The sequence below is a fragment of the Pseudomonas yamanorum genome (genome assembly GCF_013386765.1).
GTDB lineage: Bacteria > Pseudomonadota > Gammaproteobacteria > Pseudomonadales > Pseudomonadaceae > Aquipseudomonas > Aquipseudomonas yamanorum_A.
The window spans coordinates 210,156-225,619 of the sequence record NZ_JACARE010000006.1 but is presented as its reverse complement, the minus strand read 5'-3'; the positions used below and the strand labels follow the sequence as shown (position 1 = coordinate 225,619).

The 15,464-nt window shown below is 62.3% G+C and carries 16 protein-coding genes; 7 read left to right on the top strand and 9 right to left on the bottom strand.

All coding sequences use genetic code 11. The annotated features are described in order from the left end of the window. Window positions 1-192: 192 nt before the first annotated feature. Window positions 193-1,500, bottom strand: a complete 1,308-nt coding sequence (locus HX875_RS04375; protein WP_177041950.1) for an MFS transporter — start codon at window positions 1,498-1,500, stop codon at window positions 193-195. Between the two features lie 412 nt (window positions 1,501-1,912). Between HX875_RS04375 and HX875_RS04370 the strand changes: the two genes are divergently transcribed. The 5 genes from HX875_RS04370 (at window position 1,913) to HX875_RS04350 (ending at window position 6,757) form a co-directional block, all read left to right on the top strand. Continuing rightward, on the top strand, window positions 1,913-2,206 hold the full coding sequence (locus tag HX875_RS04370) for a hypothetical protein (RefSeq protein WP_177041948.1): 294 nt from the start codon (window positions 1,913-1,915) through the stop codon (window positions 2,204-2,206). A gap of 246 nt (window positions 2,207-2,452) precedes the next feature. Then, window positions 2,453-5,167 (top strand): magnesium-translocating P-type ATPase, encoded by a 2,715-nt coding sequence (mgtA, locus tag HX875_RS04365; RefSeq protein WP_177041946.1) that lies wholly within the window; start codon window positions 2,453-2,455, stop codon window positions 5,165-5,167. A gap of 59 nt (window positions 5,168-5,226) precedes the next feature. Continuing rightward, window positions 5,227-5,430 (top strand): hypothetical protein, encoded by a 204-nt coding sequence (locus HX875_RS04360; RefSeq protein ID WP_256348032.1) that lies wholly within the window; start codon window positions 5,227-5,229, stop codon window positions 5,428-5,430. A gap of 31 nt (window positions 5,431-5,461) precedes the next feature. Then, window positions 5,462-5,809 (top strand): DUF2493 domain-containing protein, encoded by a 348-nt coding sequence (locus tag HX875_RS04355; protein WP_177041945.1) that lies wholly within the window; start codon window positions 5,462-5,464, stop codon window positions 5,807-5,809. A gap of 144 nt (window positions 5,810-5,953) precedes the next feature. Continuing rightward, the gene (locus tag HX875_RS04350; RefSeq protein WP_177041943.1) at window positions 5,954-6,757 is read left to right on the top strand and encodes a hypothetical protein; all 804 of its coding nucleotides are present in this window, start codon (window positions 5,954-5,956) and stop codon (window positions 6,755-6,757) included. A gap of 177 nt (window positions 6,758-6,934) precedes the next feature. Here HX875_RS04350 and HX875_RS04345 read toward each other — a convergent pair whose 3' ends face one another. Beyond that, window positions 6,935-7,654: a tellurite resistance TerB family protein gene (locus tag HX875_RS04345; RefSeq protein WP_177041941.1), complete on the bottom strand. Its 720-nt coding sequence runs from the start codon at window positions 7,652-7,654 to the stop codon at window positions 6,935-6,937. Window positions 7,655-7,778: 124 nt separating this feature from the next. Here HX875_RS04345 and HX875_RS04340 point away from each other — a divergent pair, with 124 nt between their 5' ends. Next, entirely contained in the window at window positions 7,779-8,306 is a 528-nt protein-coding gene (locus HX875_RS04340; protein ID WP_177041939.1) for a DinB family protein, read from the top strand. 1 nt (window position 8,307) lies between these two features. On the opposite strand, the gene HX875_RS04335 is transcribed toward HX875_RS04340, so the two are convergent. Continuing rightward, entirely contained in the window at window positions 8,308-8,763 is a 456-nt protein-coding gene (locus tag HX875_RS04335; RefSeq protein ID WP_177041937.1) for a GFA family protein, read from the bottom strand. 232 nt (window positions 8,764-8,995) lie between these two features. Here HX875_RS04335 and HX875_RS04330 point away from each other — a divergent pair, with 232 nt between their 5' ends. Beyond that, window positions 8,996-9,280, top strand: coding sequence for a hypothetical protein (locus HX875_RS04330; protein WP_177041935.1), 285 nt, complete (start codon window positions 8,996-8,998; stop codon window positions 9,278-9,280). Between the two features lie 153 nt (window positions 9,281-9,433). On the opposite strand, the gene HX875_RS04325 is transcribed toward HX875_RS04330, so the two are convergent. The 6 genes from HX875_RS04325 to HX875_RS04300 form a co-directional block, all read right to left on the bottom strand. Next, entirely contained in the window at window positions 9,434-9,625 is a 192-nt protein-coding gene (locus tag HX875_RS04325) for a DUF2188 domain-containing protein (protein ID WP_177041934.1), read from the bottom strand. 87 nt (window positions 9,626-9,712) lie between these two features. After that, window positions 9,713-10,396: an HAD-IA family hydrolase gene (locus HX875_RS04320; RefSeq protein ID WP_177041932.1), complete on the bottom strand. Its 684-nt coding sequence runs from the start codon at window positions 10,394-10,396 to the stop codon at window positions 9,713-9,715. Between the two features lie 10 nt (window positions 10,397-10,406). Next, the gene (locus HX875_RS04315) at window positions 10,407-11,435 is read right to left on the bottom strand and encodes an ABC transporter permease (RefSeq protein WP_177041930.1); all 1,029 of its coding nucleotides are present in this window, start codon (window positions 11,433-11,435) and stop codon (window positions 10,407-10,409) included. Beyond that, complete coding sequence (locus HX875_RS04310; protein ID WP_177041928.1) at window positions 11,432-12,928, bottom strand: sugar ABC transporter ATP-binding protein; 1,497 nt, start codon at window positions 12,926-12,928, stop codon at window positions 11,432-11,434. Before HX875_RS04310 ends, HX875_RS04315 begins: the two co-directional genes overlap by 4 nt. Next, complete coding sequence (locus HX875_RS04305) at window positions 12,921-13,907, bottom strand: sugar-binding transcriptional regulator (protein WP_177041927.1); 987 nt, start codon at window positions 13,905-13,907, stop codon at window positions 12,921-12,923. The genes HX875_RS04310 and HX875_RS04305 overlap by 8 nt, the downstream gene beginning before the upstream one ends. Next, a complete protein-coding gene (locus tag HX875_RS04300; RefSeq protein ID WP_177041925.1) occupies window positions 13,904-15,424 on the bottom strand; it encodes an FGGY-family carbohydrate kinase in 1,521 nt (506 codons plus the stop codon). The genes HX875_RS04305 and HX875_RS04300 overlap by 4 nt, the downstream gene beginning before the upstream one ends. Window positions 15,425-15,464 lie beyond the last annotated feature (40 nt).

Here is a 15,464-nt window from a genome sequence, read left to right as displayed (position 1 = left end):
GCCCGCGGAGTAATACCGGAGAGAGGGCACACCGAGCCTAAGCGAGGTGCCGAGTGGTGGGGCAAGAGCGTTTTGCTTACTTTTGCGCTTTTCAAAAGTGAGCCGCTGTAAGAGCGGAACCAATTTCAGCAACACCCGAAAAAACGGATATGTACCCACTCCCCCCCCGGCAAAATCAAACCATACCTCTGATCAAGCCGGCCAACGACGGTGCAGATCATCGATAACATAATCGTGCCCGTGCACCCCGCCATGGTGAAGTGCCAAATGCGGGTGCCCCACCGGCAGATCATCGTGGCGATGCGATACATGGACTTGCTCATGAACCGGCCGCCACAAAACTACACAAGCCATCAGCGCCAACACCGCAATCACCGCCATCGCGCCAAACGACGCCACCAGCCCGACATTGGCACTCAACCAACCCACCAGCGGATACGTGACCAACCAGCACACGTGTGACAGCGCAAATTGCGCAGCAAACAACGCCGGGCGATCCTGCGCATGAGCAGAACGACGCAACAAACGCCCTCCCGGGGTTTGCGCCAGCGAATAGCCAACCCCCAACACACCCCACACCACCAACAACTGGCCGTAACCCGACAACTGGATACCGGCGCTCAACCCCATAATCAACAACCCGCCCCCCGCCAACATCGCCACCCGGTCACTGATGTTTTTCAGAAGCCCGGGCAACGCCAATGCCGCAATCATCGACCCCGCACCAAACGCCGCCAGCGCCATGGCCGTAAACCGTTGCGGCAAGGCAAAGCGCGACTGCACCAGCACCACGGTGTTGACGATGACCATGGAACTGGCCGCCGCCACCGCCAGGTTCAACGCCAACAGGCCGCGCAAACGTGGTGTCGCAAGGAAGATCCGTACACCACGGGTGGTGCGCTCATAGATACTGCGGGGCACCGCCGCCCGCGCCTGGGGCAGCAGCACCGAAGACACCAACAGCGCCGACACCACAAACCCCACCGACGTACCGGCAAACAGGCTGTGGAAGCTGATCACCGTCAGCAACGCGGCCGCCAGCATCGGGCTCACCACGCTTTCCATGTCGTAGGCCAGACGGGCCAGTGACAGTGCCTTGGTGTACTGCACTTCATCGGTGAGGATGTCCGGGATGGTGGCCTGGAACGTCGGGGTAAACGCCGCCGAGGCCGACTGCAGCACAAAGATCAGCAGATAGATCTCCCACACCTGCGTCACAAACGGCAACGCCAGCGCCACCAGCGCCCGGGTCAGGTCCAGGGTTACCAGCATCGCCCGACGCGGCAGGCGCTCGGCAAAGGCCGCGGCCACCGGGGCAACGCCGATATAGGCGGCCATCTTGATCGCCAGCGCCGTGCCCAATACCACACCCGCCTGGGCTCCCGCCAGGTCGAACGCCAACAAGCCCAGCGCAACCGTGGTCAAGCCGGTGCCGATCAGCGCGATGATCTGTGCCAGGAACAAATGGCGATAGGTTCTATTGCCGAGAACATCGAACATGGGAAGTTGCCTCGTGCGCACACACATCAGAAGTTATTGCGGCATTGTGACTCCGCGTTATCCACCCAGTACAGATCATTTATCAATAAGTGCACTTGATACTAGAACTTCCCTCCCCCTTTTGTCTGAACGAACTCTGAACCGGTAACAAATTAAGTCATTAAACGTTGACATCCGGCAACTGCCTGAGTAGATTGCCCGTGCCTGCAACTCAGGGCCATTTTTTAACCTCACAAAAGAAGCCAATGGACACAGTATCTAGTCGCTGTCCGATCACCGTGAATGCGGCGAATCGGGCGCAAAACCCAGAGAATATGACGGGACTCGCCTTTCCGGCCGAGTAAGCTGCGCTAGAGCCTGACGCTCCAACGTAACTGCCTCACCGGATACCAGTCCGGTCCCGAGGTGTGTTATGACCTTTCAACTGATTGCTTTGCCTGATCTGCGTACGCTGGCTGCGGCCTTGCGTGCCAAATTGTGCCGCGAGCCCGTTGGCTTTTCGCCTACCCGCAGCGCTTTTGTTACCTCCTCGCCCCGCGTGTGCCCGGCGCCCCTGGCCCACTGGCGTATCTGCCCCATCACCGGCCACCTGGTCCAGCAATGGGACCATGCCGACCCTCAAGACCCGCAGAGACGGAACGTTTCCAGCCTGGTCGCGCAAGCGAGCCTGATGCTGAGCCTCTACGTGGACGCTCGCGCGGCGTAAGCCGGCTGGAAACAGCAACTTTCTGATAACTGGTTAATTATTCAGCTGGAGTTCTCTATGGACGAAGCCAGTAGTAGCCCGCTGCGCGCTAGTTAACTAATGCGCTATTAGCGGGCCTGTAGAAAGTTACCTAACACTTTATTTAAACCGATCGCGAAGTCAGCGACTCGGCATGCTTTCGCTCGCCTGTCATCAGGTAAGTACCGGGTATGTTTTGTCGAAAAATTGGCGACAGGAGTACACACAATGAGCGCAGTAAAAAACCCGAAACTGCACAAGAAAAACGGCACCGACACCGACGCCAAACTGTCGATGCGTGCCGCCCGCGAAGCCCAGAACGGCCTCTCGGCAACCCTCGCCAATGTCCGGGCAACCAAGGATGGCCTGACCGAGCTGGATGCCCTTGCTCGCCTGCAACGTGAAGGCTACAACGAAGTGGCGCACGACAAGCCGCCTCACGCCATCGTGCAATTCCTACAAGCACTGAACAATCCGTTCATTTATGTGCTGTTGACCCTGGGCGGCATCAGTTTCGTCACCGATTACTGGCTGCCGCTGCAGGCCGGTGAAGAGGCCGACCTGACCAAGGTCATCATTATCATGACCATGGTCATGCTCAGCAGCCTGCTGCGGTTCTGGCAGGAACACCGTTCTGCCAAGTCCGCCGAAGCATTGAAGGCCATGGTACGCACCACCGCAACGGTGCTGCGCCGTGAGCAAGTGGGCTCCAAGCCGACCCTGCGGGAAGTGCCGATGCGCGACCTGGTGGCCGGCGATATCGTGCAGCTGTCTGCCGGCGACATGATCCCGGCCGACATCCGCCTGATCGAATCCCGCGACCTGTTCATCAGCCAGGCGGTGCTGACCGGCGAAGCCTTGCCGGTAGAGAAGTACGACACCTTGGGCGATGTGACGCAAAAGTCCGCCACCTCCACGGCGGCAGACCAGGGCAACCTGCTGGACCTGCCCAACATCTGCTTCATGGGCACCAACGTGGTCAGCGGCCGGGCGCAAGCCGTGGTGGTTGCCACCGGCCCGCGCACCTACTTTGGCTCCCTGGCCAAGGCGATTGTCGGCTCCCGGGTGCAAACCGCATTTGACCGTGGGGTGAACAGCGTCAGCTGGCTGTTGATCCGTTTCATGCTGGTGATGACGCCGATCGTGTTCTTCCTCAACGGCTTCTCCAAAGGGGACTGGAGCGATGCCCTGCTGTTCGCCCTGGCGGTGGCGGTAGGCCTGACCCCGGAAATGCTGCCGATGATCGTCAGCGCCAACCTGGCCAAGGGCGCAACCGCCATGGCCAAGCGCAAGGTGGTGGTCAAGCGCCTCAACGCGATCCAGAACTTCGGTTCGATGGACGTGCTGTGCACCGACAAGACCGGCACCCTGACCCAGGACAAGATCATCCTCGAGCACCACGTCAACGCCTTCGGCAACCGTGATGACTCGGTGCTGACCCTGGCCTGGCTCAACAGCCATCACCAAAGCGGTATGAAGAACCTGATGGACCAGGCGGTCGTACAGTTCTCGGAACAGAATCCGAAGTTCCAGGTGCCGTTCGCCTACAGCAAGGTGGATGAGCTGCCGTTCGACTTCATCCGCCGTCGCCTGTCGATTGTGGTCAAGGACGCGCAGAACGATCACCTGCTGGTGTGCAAGGGCGCGGTCGAGGAGATGCTGAGCATTTCCACCCACGTGATGGAAGGTGACGTGGCCGTCGAGCTGGATGATCGTCGTCGCAACGAGTTGCTGGCGATTGCCCAGGACTACAACGAAGACGGCTTCCGGGTGCTGGTGCTGGCCACTCGCAACATTCCCCAGGCGCTTGCACGCAAGCAGTACACCACGGCAGATGAACGCAACCTGGTGATCCGCGGCTTCCTGACCTTCCTTGATCCACCAAAGGAAACCGCCGGCCCCGCGATTGCTGCCCTGCGCGAAATCGGCGTGGCGGTCAAAGTGCTCACCGGCGACAACGCCATCGTCACCAGCAAGATCTGCCGCCAGGTCGGCCTGGAGCCCGGCGTACCGTTGCTGGGCGTGGAAATCGAAGCGATGGACGACGCCACCCTCAAGCTGCGGGTTGAGGAACGCACGGTGTTTGCCAAACTGACGCCGCTGCAAAAGTCCCGCGTGCTCAAGACCTTGCAGTCCAACGGCCACACCGTGGGCTTCCTCGGCGACGGCATCAACGATGCACCGGCCCTGCGGGATGCCGACGTGGGTATCTCGGTGGACAGCGCGACGGACATTGCCAAGGAATCCGCCGACATCATCCTGCTGGAAAAGAGCCTGATGGTGCTGGAAGAAGGCGTGCTGAAAGGCCGTGAGACCTTCGGCAATATCATGAAGTACCTGAACATGACCGCCAGCTCCAACTTCGGCAACGTGTTCTCGGTGCTGGTGGCCAGTGCATTCATCCCGTTCCTGCCGATGCTGTCGATCCACCTGCTGCTGCAGAACCTGATGTACGACATCTCCCAGCTGGCCTTGCCGTGGGACAAGATGGACAAGGAATACCTGGCCAAGCCACGCAAGTGGGATGCGAAAAACATTGGCCGCTTCATGATCTGGATCGGGCCGACCTCGTCGATCTTCGACATGACCACCTTTGCCTTGATGTGGTACGTGTTCTCGGCCAACAGTGTGGAAATGCAGACCCTGTTCCAGTCCGGCTGGTTCATCGAAGGGCTGCTCTCGCAAACCCTGGTAGTGCATATGCTGCGCACCCGCAAGATCCCGTTCTTCCAGAGCAACGCCGCATGGCCAGTGATGATGATGACCTGCATCGTGATCGGGCTGGGCATCTACGTGCCGTTCTCGCCGCTGGGCGCGCTGGTGGGCCTGGAGCCGCTGCCACTGGCGTACTTCCCATGGCTGGTGGGCACCCTGGTCGCCTACTGCTGCGTGGCACAACTGATGAAGACTATCTACATCCGCCGCTTCAAGCAGTGGTACTGATCAACCGCCCCTGAAAACGCTGGCTATCGGTGGATAGCCAGCGCTCGCGGAGACAGACAATGAAAACACTCATGAGCTACCTCGACAACGCCGCACGCGCGGCGCTGGTGTTCGGCCTTGCCCAGGCCGCCAAGACGGTGATGGTGCTGGGCGTGCGGCTTTACGCACGCAACGTGCTCAGCGCCGTGGAAATGCGCTTCATGCTGGGGTTCTCCAGCACCTTGAACAGCACCTGCATTCGCTTGCTGCGCCCGCGTCGATAAATCGCAATACGCAATACAAGGAACCCTCACCATGCGCGTCTTGATCTGTGCAGGTCGTCATTACGCCGATACAAAAATGTCCCGCCAGGTGCTGGATGCCTACCACCGCCTGCGCCCCGTGCAGGTATTGATCCACGGCGGCAGTCAATTCCTGGGCAGCGACGTGGAGGACTGGGCCCGGGAAACGGGAGTGGACGTGGTGCGTTACCCACCCAACTGGCAACGCCATGGCAAGCAGGCCGAGCGTCACCGCAACCAGTTCATGCTCACCGACAGCCGTCCCGACGTGATCATCGCGCTGCCCGGTGGCGACGACACCTCGGAACTGGTGAGCCAGGCCAAGGCCAGCGGTATCCATGTGCTGAGCGTAGACAGCTGAATCAACCCTTATTGGAGCATCCACACATGAAAGAAGAACCCAGTTGTAGCGGTACCCAACTGCACACCCTTTTTTATCTGAATCACGGCGCGTCCCTGCCAAATCCGACCGGGACGCGCCACCGGCTGTTGATCGAGGTTCACCATGTACAAGAAACACACCCCTGACGGTTTCACCAAATACCGCAACCGCAGCACTCACATTACTTTCCATCCCCTGCCCGCCTCCAAGCGACGCGCGGTGCGGCGCAACCTGATCTTCGTCGGCGTCACGCTGAGCGTGGTGCTGGTGTTGAGCCTGATGTCGAATGCCTTTGCGGCCGGCGGTTCCTATGTGGTCGACGACGGCGCGATCAACGCCCCGGGCGAATGCAATGTCGACGCCTGGTACACCGCCAATCGGCACGACGGCTCCACCCACAGTGAAACCCTCTCGCCCGCTTGCACGTTCACCGCGATTCCCTGGCTCCAATGGACCGCCGCCCTGTCGCGGGCCAGCCATGATGGCGAGGGTGAAACCCAGGTTAACCCGCAGCTCAAGGCGCAGTTGTGGGCCAGGGAAGACCTGGGCCTGGAACTGGCCGCGTCGGCCGGTGTGCATTACGCGCTGAACCGTCAGCATTCGTTTGATGGTGCGGACTTGAATGTGCCGTTTACCTGGCAACCGATGGAAGCCCTGCGGTTGAATTTCAATGCGGGTTGGAGCCATGCCTATAACGACGGCGACCAGACCCATCGACCGACCTGGGGCACCGGGTTTGAATACACCCTGATGGACTCACTGACACTGATCGCCGAACGCTACGGCCAGCAAGGCGGTGACCAAGCGTGGCAAGCCGGGCCGAGGGTACACGTTGGCAAGAATGTGGATGTAGACCTGGTGGTAGGACGCAGTTTGATCGGGGATCAGCATCAATGGCTCACGACGGGGGCCACACTGCGGTTCTAATCCGCAGACGATAATCACCTGTGGCGAGGGAGCTTGCTCCCGCTGGGGCGCGAAGCGGCCCTAAACCTACGACCGATTTCTATCTGAAAGCACACGGTCGATTGTTTTGGGTCTGCTGCGCAGCCCAGCGGGAGCAAGCTCCCTCGCCACAGGTTTGGTATGACCGTAAATAGCGATTTAAACCTGCCCCTTGGCCTGCTGCTCCAGATGCACTTGCAAGGCGGGATCAATCTTCAACTGCGCCGCCAGTTCATCCAGATAATTGCGCTCCGCCTCCTGCTGGTCATCCACCATCAGCACGCTGACCAGGTACACCTCGGACGCCACCGCCGGGTCGCCGGCAAACTCGGCAAAATCCGCCGCATTCAGCGGCTTGGCCACCTCGGCATCCAGCCACGCCTGCAATTGCGGGTCATCGGTGTGCTTGCCGATCTCGGCCGAGATCATCTGCTGCTCCCGCTGATCAATCTCGCCATCGGCCTTCGCCGCCGCGATCAACGCGCGCAACACGGCGTGGCTGTGCTCTTCGACTTGCGCGCCAGACAGTTGATCCACCGTTTGCAACGCCTGCTGCGGCGCCGATGCCTGTTGGCGCTGCCAGGCCTGATACGCCTGGAACGCCATCATGCCCAACGACGCCAGCGCCGCGTAATTGGTGCCGCCAGTACGCCCCTGGGGCGCCGCCCGGGTTCCACCCAGCATGCCGCCCAGGCCGCCGAGCAAACCGCCCAGGCCGCCACCGCCGGAGGCAGAAGTACCACTGCCGCCCAGTAAACCACCGAGCAGCCCGCCCAAGCCACCGAGCCCACCCTGAGCCCCCGGTGCAGAGCCGCCCTGCTGGCTCGTCGAGGCCTGGCCAGCGCGCAGCAATTGTTCCAGTAGATCGCCAGTATTCATGGTGTCACCCTCCCAGGGCGCAGAGTTCCAGATCAACAACAATAGACCCGCTGCGCCAGAACACCATGACCGCCCGGCAGGCACGCTTTATCATGGCACCACCGCCCACGGAGGAAGCCCCGACATGACCCGTACCGAGCATATCGCCCTGATGGCGACCTACAACCAGTGGATGAACCGCAAGGTGTACGAGGCGGCCGGCGGCCTGAGCGATGAGGATTTGCTTGCCGACCGTGGCGCGTTTTTCGGCTCGATCCTGGGCACGCTGAACCACCTCGCCCTGGGCGACCGGGTCTGGCTCAAGCGCTTCGCCGAGCATCCGGCGGGATTTACCGCACTGGCGCCGTTAAGCGCTTTGGAGTTGCCGCCACGCCTGAATCAACTGGCCTTCGCCGACATTCGCGAACTGTCGGCCCACCGCGCCTGGCTCGACCAGCTCATGATCGACTGGGTGCAAACGATCACTGAAGCGGATCTGGATCAGCCCTTGCAGTACCGCAACATGTCAGGCACAGCCATGAACAAGAATTTTCATGCACTGCTCGTGCACTTCTTCAATCACCAGACCCACCACCGGGGCCAGGTGACGACGCTGCTGACACAGGCCGGGCGCGACGTGGGCGATACCGACCTGCTGGCCCTGATAGGTTGATTCAACCGGCGTTGAGTTCAGCGTACGCCTGTATCAATGCCGGGAAATTCTCCCGCTCCGGGAGCTGCGCAAAGCTGTGCTGGGCCGGGGTCGTCGCCCATGGCAGCTTTTCACTGGTCCAGGTTTCAATGAACGGCACGTAATCGCTCACGTCATCCAGCATCGTCGGCCGCAGGTTGATCAAGTCTTCCACGCCATTGGGGCGGGAAAACATCCAGCTCATGCAGTGGGGGCAGCAGTAATGGCGGTCTACGCCGTGCAGCCCGCCGATCACCGGGTTGCCCTGGGTGATGGTGAAGCCGCTGCTGGGGATCAGCGCGCTCAGGGAGAACGCGCTGGATGACATCTTCTGGCAGCCGATGCAGTGGCACGCCATGGTGATCAGTGGTTTTTCCGTCACGATAAAACGTACCCGATCGCAACGGCAGCCGCCTTCCTGGGACTCTTGATTGCTCATCTTCCACTCCAGTCACATTGTGTGTGTGACCGGAGGATAAACGAGCGGGTGCGTCGCGAACAGCAGCAGGCGCTATGGGTGTCGGCGGGCGTGAAATACCCTCAAACGAACGCATGGGACAGCGAACTGTCATAAAAGACAGAGCGGTGAAATCAGCCCATGGCTGGCCGCCCTGCCCGCGCGCATCAGCAGATTACCGGTGCGACGCATCCCCCAAGAAGGAGACGCTTACATGGTCATTCACTTCAAGGTCGCCGGCCATCTTGCCTGCGGTCATCACGGCACCAACCTCCCTTCCAGCACCGAGCTGAAACGGGTCAAGTGCCGTACCTGCCGTAACACCGAAGTCTTCAAGGAAGCCCGCCGCACCCAACGCAACGCCGCCCGGCGCGCCGCGCGCAGGTCCAAAGCCGCCCATGCCGCCGGTGACTGGCGCAGTGCCTGGACCCAGCGCCTGACCGACCTGCCAGGCCGTCAGCGCCTGCCACGCGGGTTCCACGGCCAGCCATTCGTCTAGGCTGCCGCACCAGACTATTGCCAGGAGCTTGCTGTGGCAGAGGGAGCTTGCTGTGGCGAGGGAGCTTGCTCCCGCTGGAGTGCGAAGCGCTCCCCGGATTTTGGGGCCGCTACGCAGCCCAGCGGGAGCAAGCTCCCTCGCCACCGTAAGCTCTCACCCAATATTGGCAGCAGGCCTCGACCGCGCCTTGTACCCCGGCAGTGCAGCAGCATACGCCAGTGCCTGCTCACGGGAGCCGAAGGATGCCAGCCGATCAGCTTTGGTACAGACCCGCCACGGCCCGCTGTTGACCTGCACGATGTCGTAGCCGTTGAGATGCAGCTTGTTCAGCATGGGAGTGCTCATAGTCACCTCTCTCTCCAGAGATAATCCAGGTGTTTGCCCGGTCTACCATACACCCACCAACAACGAGGCAACCTACCGAACGTCGAGTCAGCGGTAAGCCGGCAACCCCCATCTCTGCAAGTCAAACGCCTCCAGGCTAAGCAGCCGACCGTCTGCATGCAGGAACTTCTCTTGCGGCATCGCAGGGTCCGGGATCGCCACGGCGTACATCCCTGCCGCCTTGGCCGCCGTGATGCCGAATGGCGAATCCTCGAACACCAGACAGTCCGCAGGCGCCACCCCCAGCCGCTCGGCGGCCACCAGGAAGATATCCGGCGCCGGCTTGGCAGCGCCTACCTGTGGGTCATCGGCGGTGACGATCGCATCGAACAAGGCGAACCACTCACGGTGCAAGGTGGTTTTCAGCTCGAAATAATGCCGCGACGAACTGGTGCCCACCGCAATCGGCACACCGTGGACCGACAAGTGCCGCACCAGCGCCTGGGCCCCGGCCATCGCCGCCGCCTGGGGAAATCGTGCATTCATCAACGGTGTGCGTTCCTGCAAGAACGCCTCGGGGCTCATCGGCAAACCCACGGCCTGCACGATGTAGCTCGCCAGCTCATAGGCCCCCAGGCCAATAGTGTTCTGCTTCATGCTCCAGTCAAACGTGCGGCCGTAGCGGTCGGCAATCAACTGGGTGACTTCGGTGTAGATGCCTTCGGTGTCGAGCAGCAGGCCGTCCATGTCGAAGATCACAGCCTTGATCGGCGCGGGTAGCGGTGCATTCATCAAGGTGTCCTCAGGTACGCCCGGCGTAATGGTCGATCAACCGGTTGAGCAGGATCGCCAGCACGATGATCACCCCGGTGATCGCCATCTGGTAGAACGAGCCCAGCCCCAGCAGGTTGAAGATATTGCGCAGCACCTGCAGCAGCATCACCGCCACCGCCGTGCCCACCACACTGCCGCGCCCGCCGAACAGGCTGGTGCCACCCAGCACCACGGCGGCAATCGCATCCAGCTCCAGGCCCTGGGCGGCGGTCGGTTGGCCGACGTGCAGGCGTGAGGTCATCAACAAACCGGCAAACGCTGCCAGGCCGCCGCAGATGGCGAACACTGCAATCGTCACCGCACGCACCGGTACTCCGGACAGCCGCGCGGCCTCCAGGTTGCCGCCGGTGGCCAGCACGTACTCGCCAAACACCGTGTAGCGCAGCACCAGCCAGGCGATGACGGTGATCAGGATAAAGATCAGCCCCAGCACCGGGAACGCAATGCCGGCGCTGGGCAAGATGTCGATCATGGCCGAGCCGAACGACGTAAAGCTGGCCGGCAGCCCGCCAATCGGCGCACCGTCGGACGCCAGGAACGTGGCCCCGCGCAGCGAAACCAAGCCGGCCAGGGTGATGATAAAACTCGGCACCTTGCCAAACACCGTCAGGCTGCCCATCAAGGTGCCGATGGCCAGGCCCACCAGCAAGGTGGCCGGCACCGCCAGCCAGCCGCTGACCTGCTGTTGCAGCAGCACCGCCACCAGGATCCCGCCGAAGGCACACAGGCTGCCCACTGAAAGATCGATATTGGCCGTGAGGATGACGAAGGTCATGCCGATGGCGATGATCCCGACAATCGCCCCTTGCTGGAACAGGTTGGCGATGTTGCCGAAGGTCAGGAAGTCATCCGACAGGAACGTCGCCACCCCCACGGCAAACAGGAAAATGAACACGAAGTTGTAGCGCATCACCCACTCCAGCACCGCACTGCGACGGCGGCTGGCGAGGGCGACAGGCTTATCGAAAACCGGGCTTGGATTGCTCGCAATAGTCATGGTTCTACACTCGTTTTACCGATAAGGATGGCCTGGTCGATCTGGTCGCGGCTGGCACTCAAGGGGTCGAAGCACAGCGCATTGCGCCCCTCATGCATCACCCAGATGCGGTCGCAATTGACGTACAACTCATCCAGCTCGCTGCTGGCCACCAGCACCGCAGCCCCTTCCTGCGCCAGGCTGCGGGCCAGGGCGTAGAGGTCGGCCTTGGCGCCGACATCCAGGCCACGGCTGGGCTCGTCCAGCAGCAACAGGCGCGCGCCGTCGATCACCCACTTGGCCATGACCACTTTCTGCTGATTGCCGCCGGAGAGCTGGCGCACCGGTTGCTCCAGGTTGTCGAGCTTGGTCTGCAAGCGTTGCAGCACTGGGCCGGCGCGGTCCTTGGCCTGGCGATGGGAAAACCAGTTCAGGTGCCGCGTGTGCACCAGGCAGGCGTTGCGGTAGATCGGCGCATCCAGCAGCAGGCCTTCGGTCTTGCGGTTTTCCGGCACCAAACCCACGCCCTGGCGGATGGCCTGGCGCGAGGTTTGCGGGTGATAGGGCTGGCCGAACAGCTCGACATCGCTGTCGTTGCGGCCCACGCCAAACAAGGCCTTGAGCAAGGTGCTGCGCCCCGCTCCGTTCAGCCCGGCAAGCCCGACAATTTCGCCCTGGCGCACTTCCAGTCCCTGCACGTCCAGCCCCTGCTCGCCCTGCAGGCGACGAATGTTCAGCGCCAGGTTTTCCCGGGGCGCCTGGCGCGGGCTGCGCTCCAGCAGGTCGCGGTGTTCGCCGACCACGGCGGCGATCAGCGCCTGATCATCGATCTGCGCCAGCTCATGGGTTTGCAACGTACGCCCGGCACGCAGCACCGTGACCCGGTCGCCGATCTCACGGATTTCATTCAGGCGATGGCTGACATACAGAACCGCCACCCCGGCCGAGGTGATCTCGCGGATCACCTGGAACACCCGCTTGAGTTCGGTCTCGTTCAGCGCCGCCGAAGGCTCATCCATCACCACCAGCCGGGCCTCACAGGTCAGCGCCCGAGCGATGGCCGCCAATTGCTGGTTGGCAATCGACAGGCTGCCCACCCGATCCGTACTCGAAAAATTCGCCCCTACCCGCAACAGCGCGGCCTTGGCCAAGGCACTGCGCTTGCCCCGGGAAATAATCCCGAAGCGCTGGGGCGCGTAACCGAGCATCAGGTTCTCTTCGACGGTCATCTGCGGGATCAGGTCGAGTTCCTGATAGATCATCGCGATCCCGGCCTGGCGTGCCTGTTGCGGGTTCTTCAACTCCACGCGCCGGCCCGCCACCGACATCTCGCCGCCATCCGGACGATGGGCACCGGCGACGATTTTCAACAAGGTACTTTTGCCCGCGCCATTGGCGCCCAGCAGGCAATGCACCTCCCCCGGCCGAACGTCGAGGGACGCGTCGGTCAGCGCCACCACATTGGGCGGAAAACGCTTGCTGACATGACGGATATCCAGGGCCAACTCACTCATGATCCTGCTCCAGCAAATAGCGGGCGGTGGCCGCGTCGGTGGCCAGCACATTGACGTAGCCGGCCTTGACGCTGGCGTGCACGATGCGGTGCTTCTGCGCGCCGACGCACACGGCAATGGACCAGGCCTTGTCGCGCAACGCGGCCAACGGCAGGCCCAGGGTGCGGGCGTCGAGTTCGGGCATCACCGGCTCGCCGTCCATGCCGATAAAGCGCCCCATGATGTCGCCGACGGCCCCCAGGCGCTCCAACTCTTCGAGCAATGGCCGGTCGATGTAACCCGACTCCATCAACACCGAATGATCAGACAACTCACCCAGGCTGAAACACGCCACCGGCGCCTGTTGGCCGAGGCGCAAGACCTGGGCGATCACCGGGTCCTGCTCCAGCGCTTCGCGGGTATGGGCATGCCCGAGAATCGCCGGTACCGGCAGCAACGTGGCCTGTCCACGGGCAGCCTGGGCGAAGCGCTCCGCGACGTTATGACTGGGCTCGCCCATCGAGCGCGTATTGATCGCGCCGTTCAGCAACACCACGTTGACCCCTTCGTTCCAGCGCGGCACCAGCCACTGGGCCATCTTGGTCAGGGTGCGGCCCCACGACACACCAATCAGCGCCGGCATCGGCTGCAAATTGCACAGGTAGCGGGCGGCGGCCTGGGTCACGACGTTCAGTGCGGTGTCGGCATCCTCCACATCCAGCACCAGCGCTTCACGCAGGCCGAAACGCCGTTGCAAGGCCACTTCCAGCTGCGGCAGGCGCGCCGAGCGGGCGACGATATCGATGCGCACCACCCCGCAATCCCGTGCTTCGCGCAGCAGGCGGCTGACTTGCCAGCGGGTCAGCCCGGTTTCCCGGGAGATATCGCTTTGGGTCTTTTCCAGGTCGTAATACAGCTTGGCCACCTGGACCATCAGGTCATCGCGCTGGGAATCCGCCGACAACCGCGTGGCGAACGACTCTTCAGGATGGGCGCTCATGCGGCTGGCCTTACGCCGAGCGTGCGGTTCGCCGGCGGCTTGCAGCTGATGGGCGCGACACTGTCGGTGGCGGCGCGGTAGCGGCCCAGCAGCTCGATGTATTGCTCGTGGGCGTAAGGGTCCGGTTCGATCAGCCGGCCGATGGTGGTGAAGTCGGTAGCGGCTTCCTGCAAGGTGCCGAACTCGCCCAGGGCGCAGGCGGCAGCGGCGGCAGTGCCGATCAGGGTGAGGTTGTCGTGGGGCACCATTTCGAACGGCACACCGGTGGCGTCCACCGTGGCCTGCAACCACAACGGGTTCTTCTGGAAACCACCGGCGGCGACCACACGGGTGATCTCGATACCTTCGGAGCGCCAGGTGTGAAAGATGTTCGCCGAGCCCAGGGCAATCGCTTCTACCGAGGCACGGTACAGGTCATGCCGGTCATGGTTCAGCGACAGGCCCATGATCGCCCCGCGCATGTCCGGGGAACGATATGGCGTGCGGTTACCCATCCAGTAATCGAGCACCAGCAAGCCGGTGGAGCCTGGTTTGAGTTCTGCGGCCTGACGGATCAGGCGCTGGTGCCCGGCATCGTCGAGGCCGAACATTTTTTGTGCCAGCCAGTTGAGGATCGAACCGGCGGAGACTTGCCCGCCTTCCATCAACCATTGGCCGTCGAGCAACGCACCTGGGTACGGTCCCCAGATGCCCGGGACATCAATGCGCTGCGGGGTGTGCATCAACTGCACCACCGAGGTGCCGCCGATGAACAACAACTCGCCGGCGCCGGTGGTACCGGCACTGAGCATTGCCATGTGGGCATCGATGCCGCCCTGTGCCACCAGTGTGTCGCGGCCCAGGCCCAGATGGTTGGCCGCATCGGCGCTCAACGGGCCAATGCGCCCGCCGACCTTGATCACTTCCTGAGGGAGTTTTTGCGCCAGTTCCGGCACGCCCAGTTCGGCATACAGTTCCACCGGAAAACGCTGCTGCAGGGTGTCGTAGTTCCACTTGCAGCTGGCATTCAATTGGGAGGCGACCCAGCGCCCGGTCAGTTGGAAGTTGATCCAGTCCACCGCTTCACAGATACGCTCGGCACGCTGGTACACCTGGGGCTCGTGCTCGGCCAGCCACATGGCCTTGGGCACCAGCCATTCCACCGCGTCACCGCCCTGGTTCATCATCGGGTGGCTGACGTGGGCGGTGCGCGACGACTCGGCAGCGGCGCGGCAATCCATCCATAACAATGCCGGGGCCAGGGGTTGGCCGTCCGCCTGGGCGACCACCACCGTGGAGGCCGTGGTGGCGACGCACACTGCCGCCACCTGCGGGTGCCCGGCCTGGGCCATCAATTGCCGGCAGGCTTTGCCCAATGCCGTCCACCAATCCGCCGGCGCCTGTTCGGCCCAGCCCAATTGCGGGTATTGCGTGGCATACGGCGCCTCGGCGACGTGTACCAGTTTATGGCTGTGCAGGTCATACAACCCGGCCCGCACCCCACCTGTTCCGAAATCCAGTCCCAACAACAAGGTCATCGGTAGTCCTCCTGCGTCTTGTCACGACGACGCTTTTTGT

Coding starts and splice junctions, on each gene's coding strand:
- HX875_RS04325 (WP_177041934.1), bottom strand. CDS start 9,625: ATGAGCACTCCCATGCTGAACAAGCTGCATCTCAACGGCTACGACATC.
- HX875_RS04300 (WP_177041925.1), bottom strand. CDS start 15,424: ATGACCTTGTTGTTGGGACTGGATTTCGGAACAGGTGGGGTGCGGGCC.
- HX875_RS04330 (WP_177041935.1), top strand. CDS start 8,996: ATGGTCATTCACTTCAAGGTCGCCGGCCATCTTGCCTGCGGTCATCAC.
- mgtA (WP_177041946.1), top strand. CDS start 2,453: ATGAGCGCAGTAAAAAACCCGAAACTGCACAAGAAAAACGGCACCGAC.
- HX875_RS04320 (WP_177041932.1), bottom strand. CDS start 10,396: ATGAATGCACCGCTACCCGCGCCGATCAAGGCTGTGATCTTCGACATG.
- HX875_RS04310 (WP_177041928.1), bottom strand. CDS start 12,928: ATGAGTGAGTTGGCCCTGGATATCCGTCATGTCAGCAAGCGTTTTCCG.
- HX875_RS04315 (WP_177041930.1), bottom strand. CDS start 11,435: ATGACTATTGCGAGCAATCCAAGCCCGGTTTTCGATAAGCCTGTCGCC.
- HX875_RS04305 (WP_177041927.1), bottom strand. CDS start 13,907: ATGAGCGCCCATCCTGAAGAGTCGTTCGCCACGCGGTTGTCGGCGGAT.
- HX875_RS04375 (WP_177041950.1), bottom strand. CDS start 1,500: ATGTTCGATGTTCTCGGCAATAGAACCTATCGCCATTTGTTCCTGGCA.
- HX875_RS04370 (WP_177041948.1), top strand. CDS start 1,913: ATGACCTTTCAACTGATTGCTTTGCCTGATCTGCGTACGCTGGCTGCG.
- HX875_RS04360 (WP_256348032.1), top strand. CDS start 5,227: ATGAAAACACTCATGAGCTACCTCGACAACGCCGCACGCGCGGCGCTG.
- HX875_RS04340 (WP_177041939.1), top strand. CDS start 7,779: ATGACCCGTACCGAGCATATCGCCCTGATGGCGACCTACAACCAGTGG.
- HX875_RS04350 (WP_177041943.1), top strand. CDS start 5,954: ATGTACAAGAAACACACCCCTGACGGTTTCACCAAATACCGCAACCGC.
- HX875_RS04355 (WP_177041945.1), top strand. CDS start 5,462: ATGCGCGTCTTGATCTGTGCAGGTCGTCATTACGCCGATACAAAAATG.
- HX875_RS04335 (WP_177041937.1), bottom strand. CDS start 8,763: ATGAGCAATCAAGAGTCCCAGGAAGGCGGCTGCCGTTGCGATCGGGTA.
- HX875_RS04345 (WP_177041941.1), bottom strand. CDS start 7,654: ATGAATACTGGCGATCTACTGGAACAATTGCTGCGCGCTGGCCAGGCC.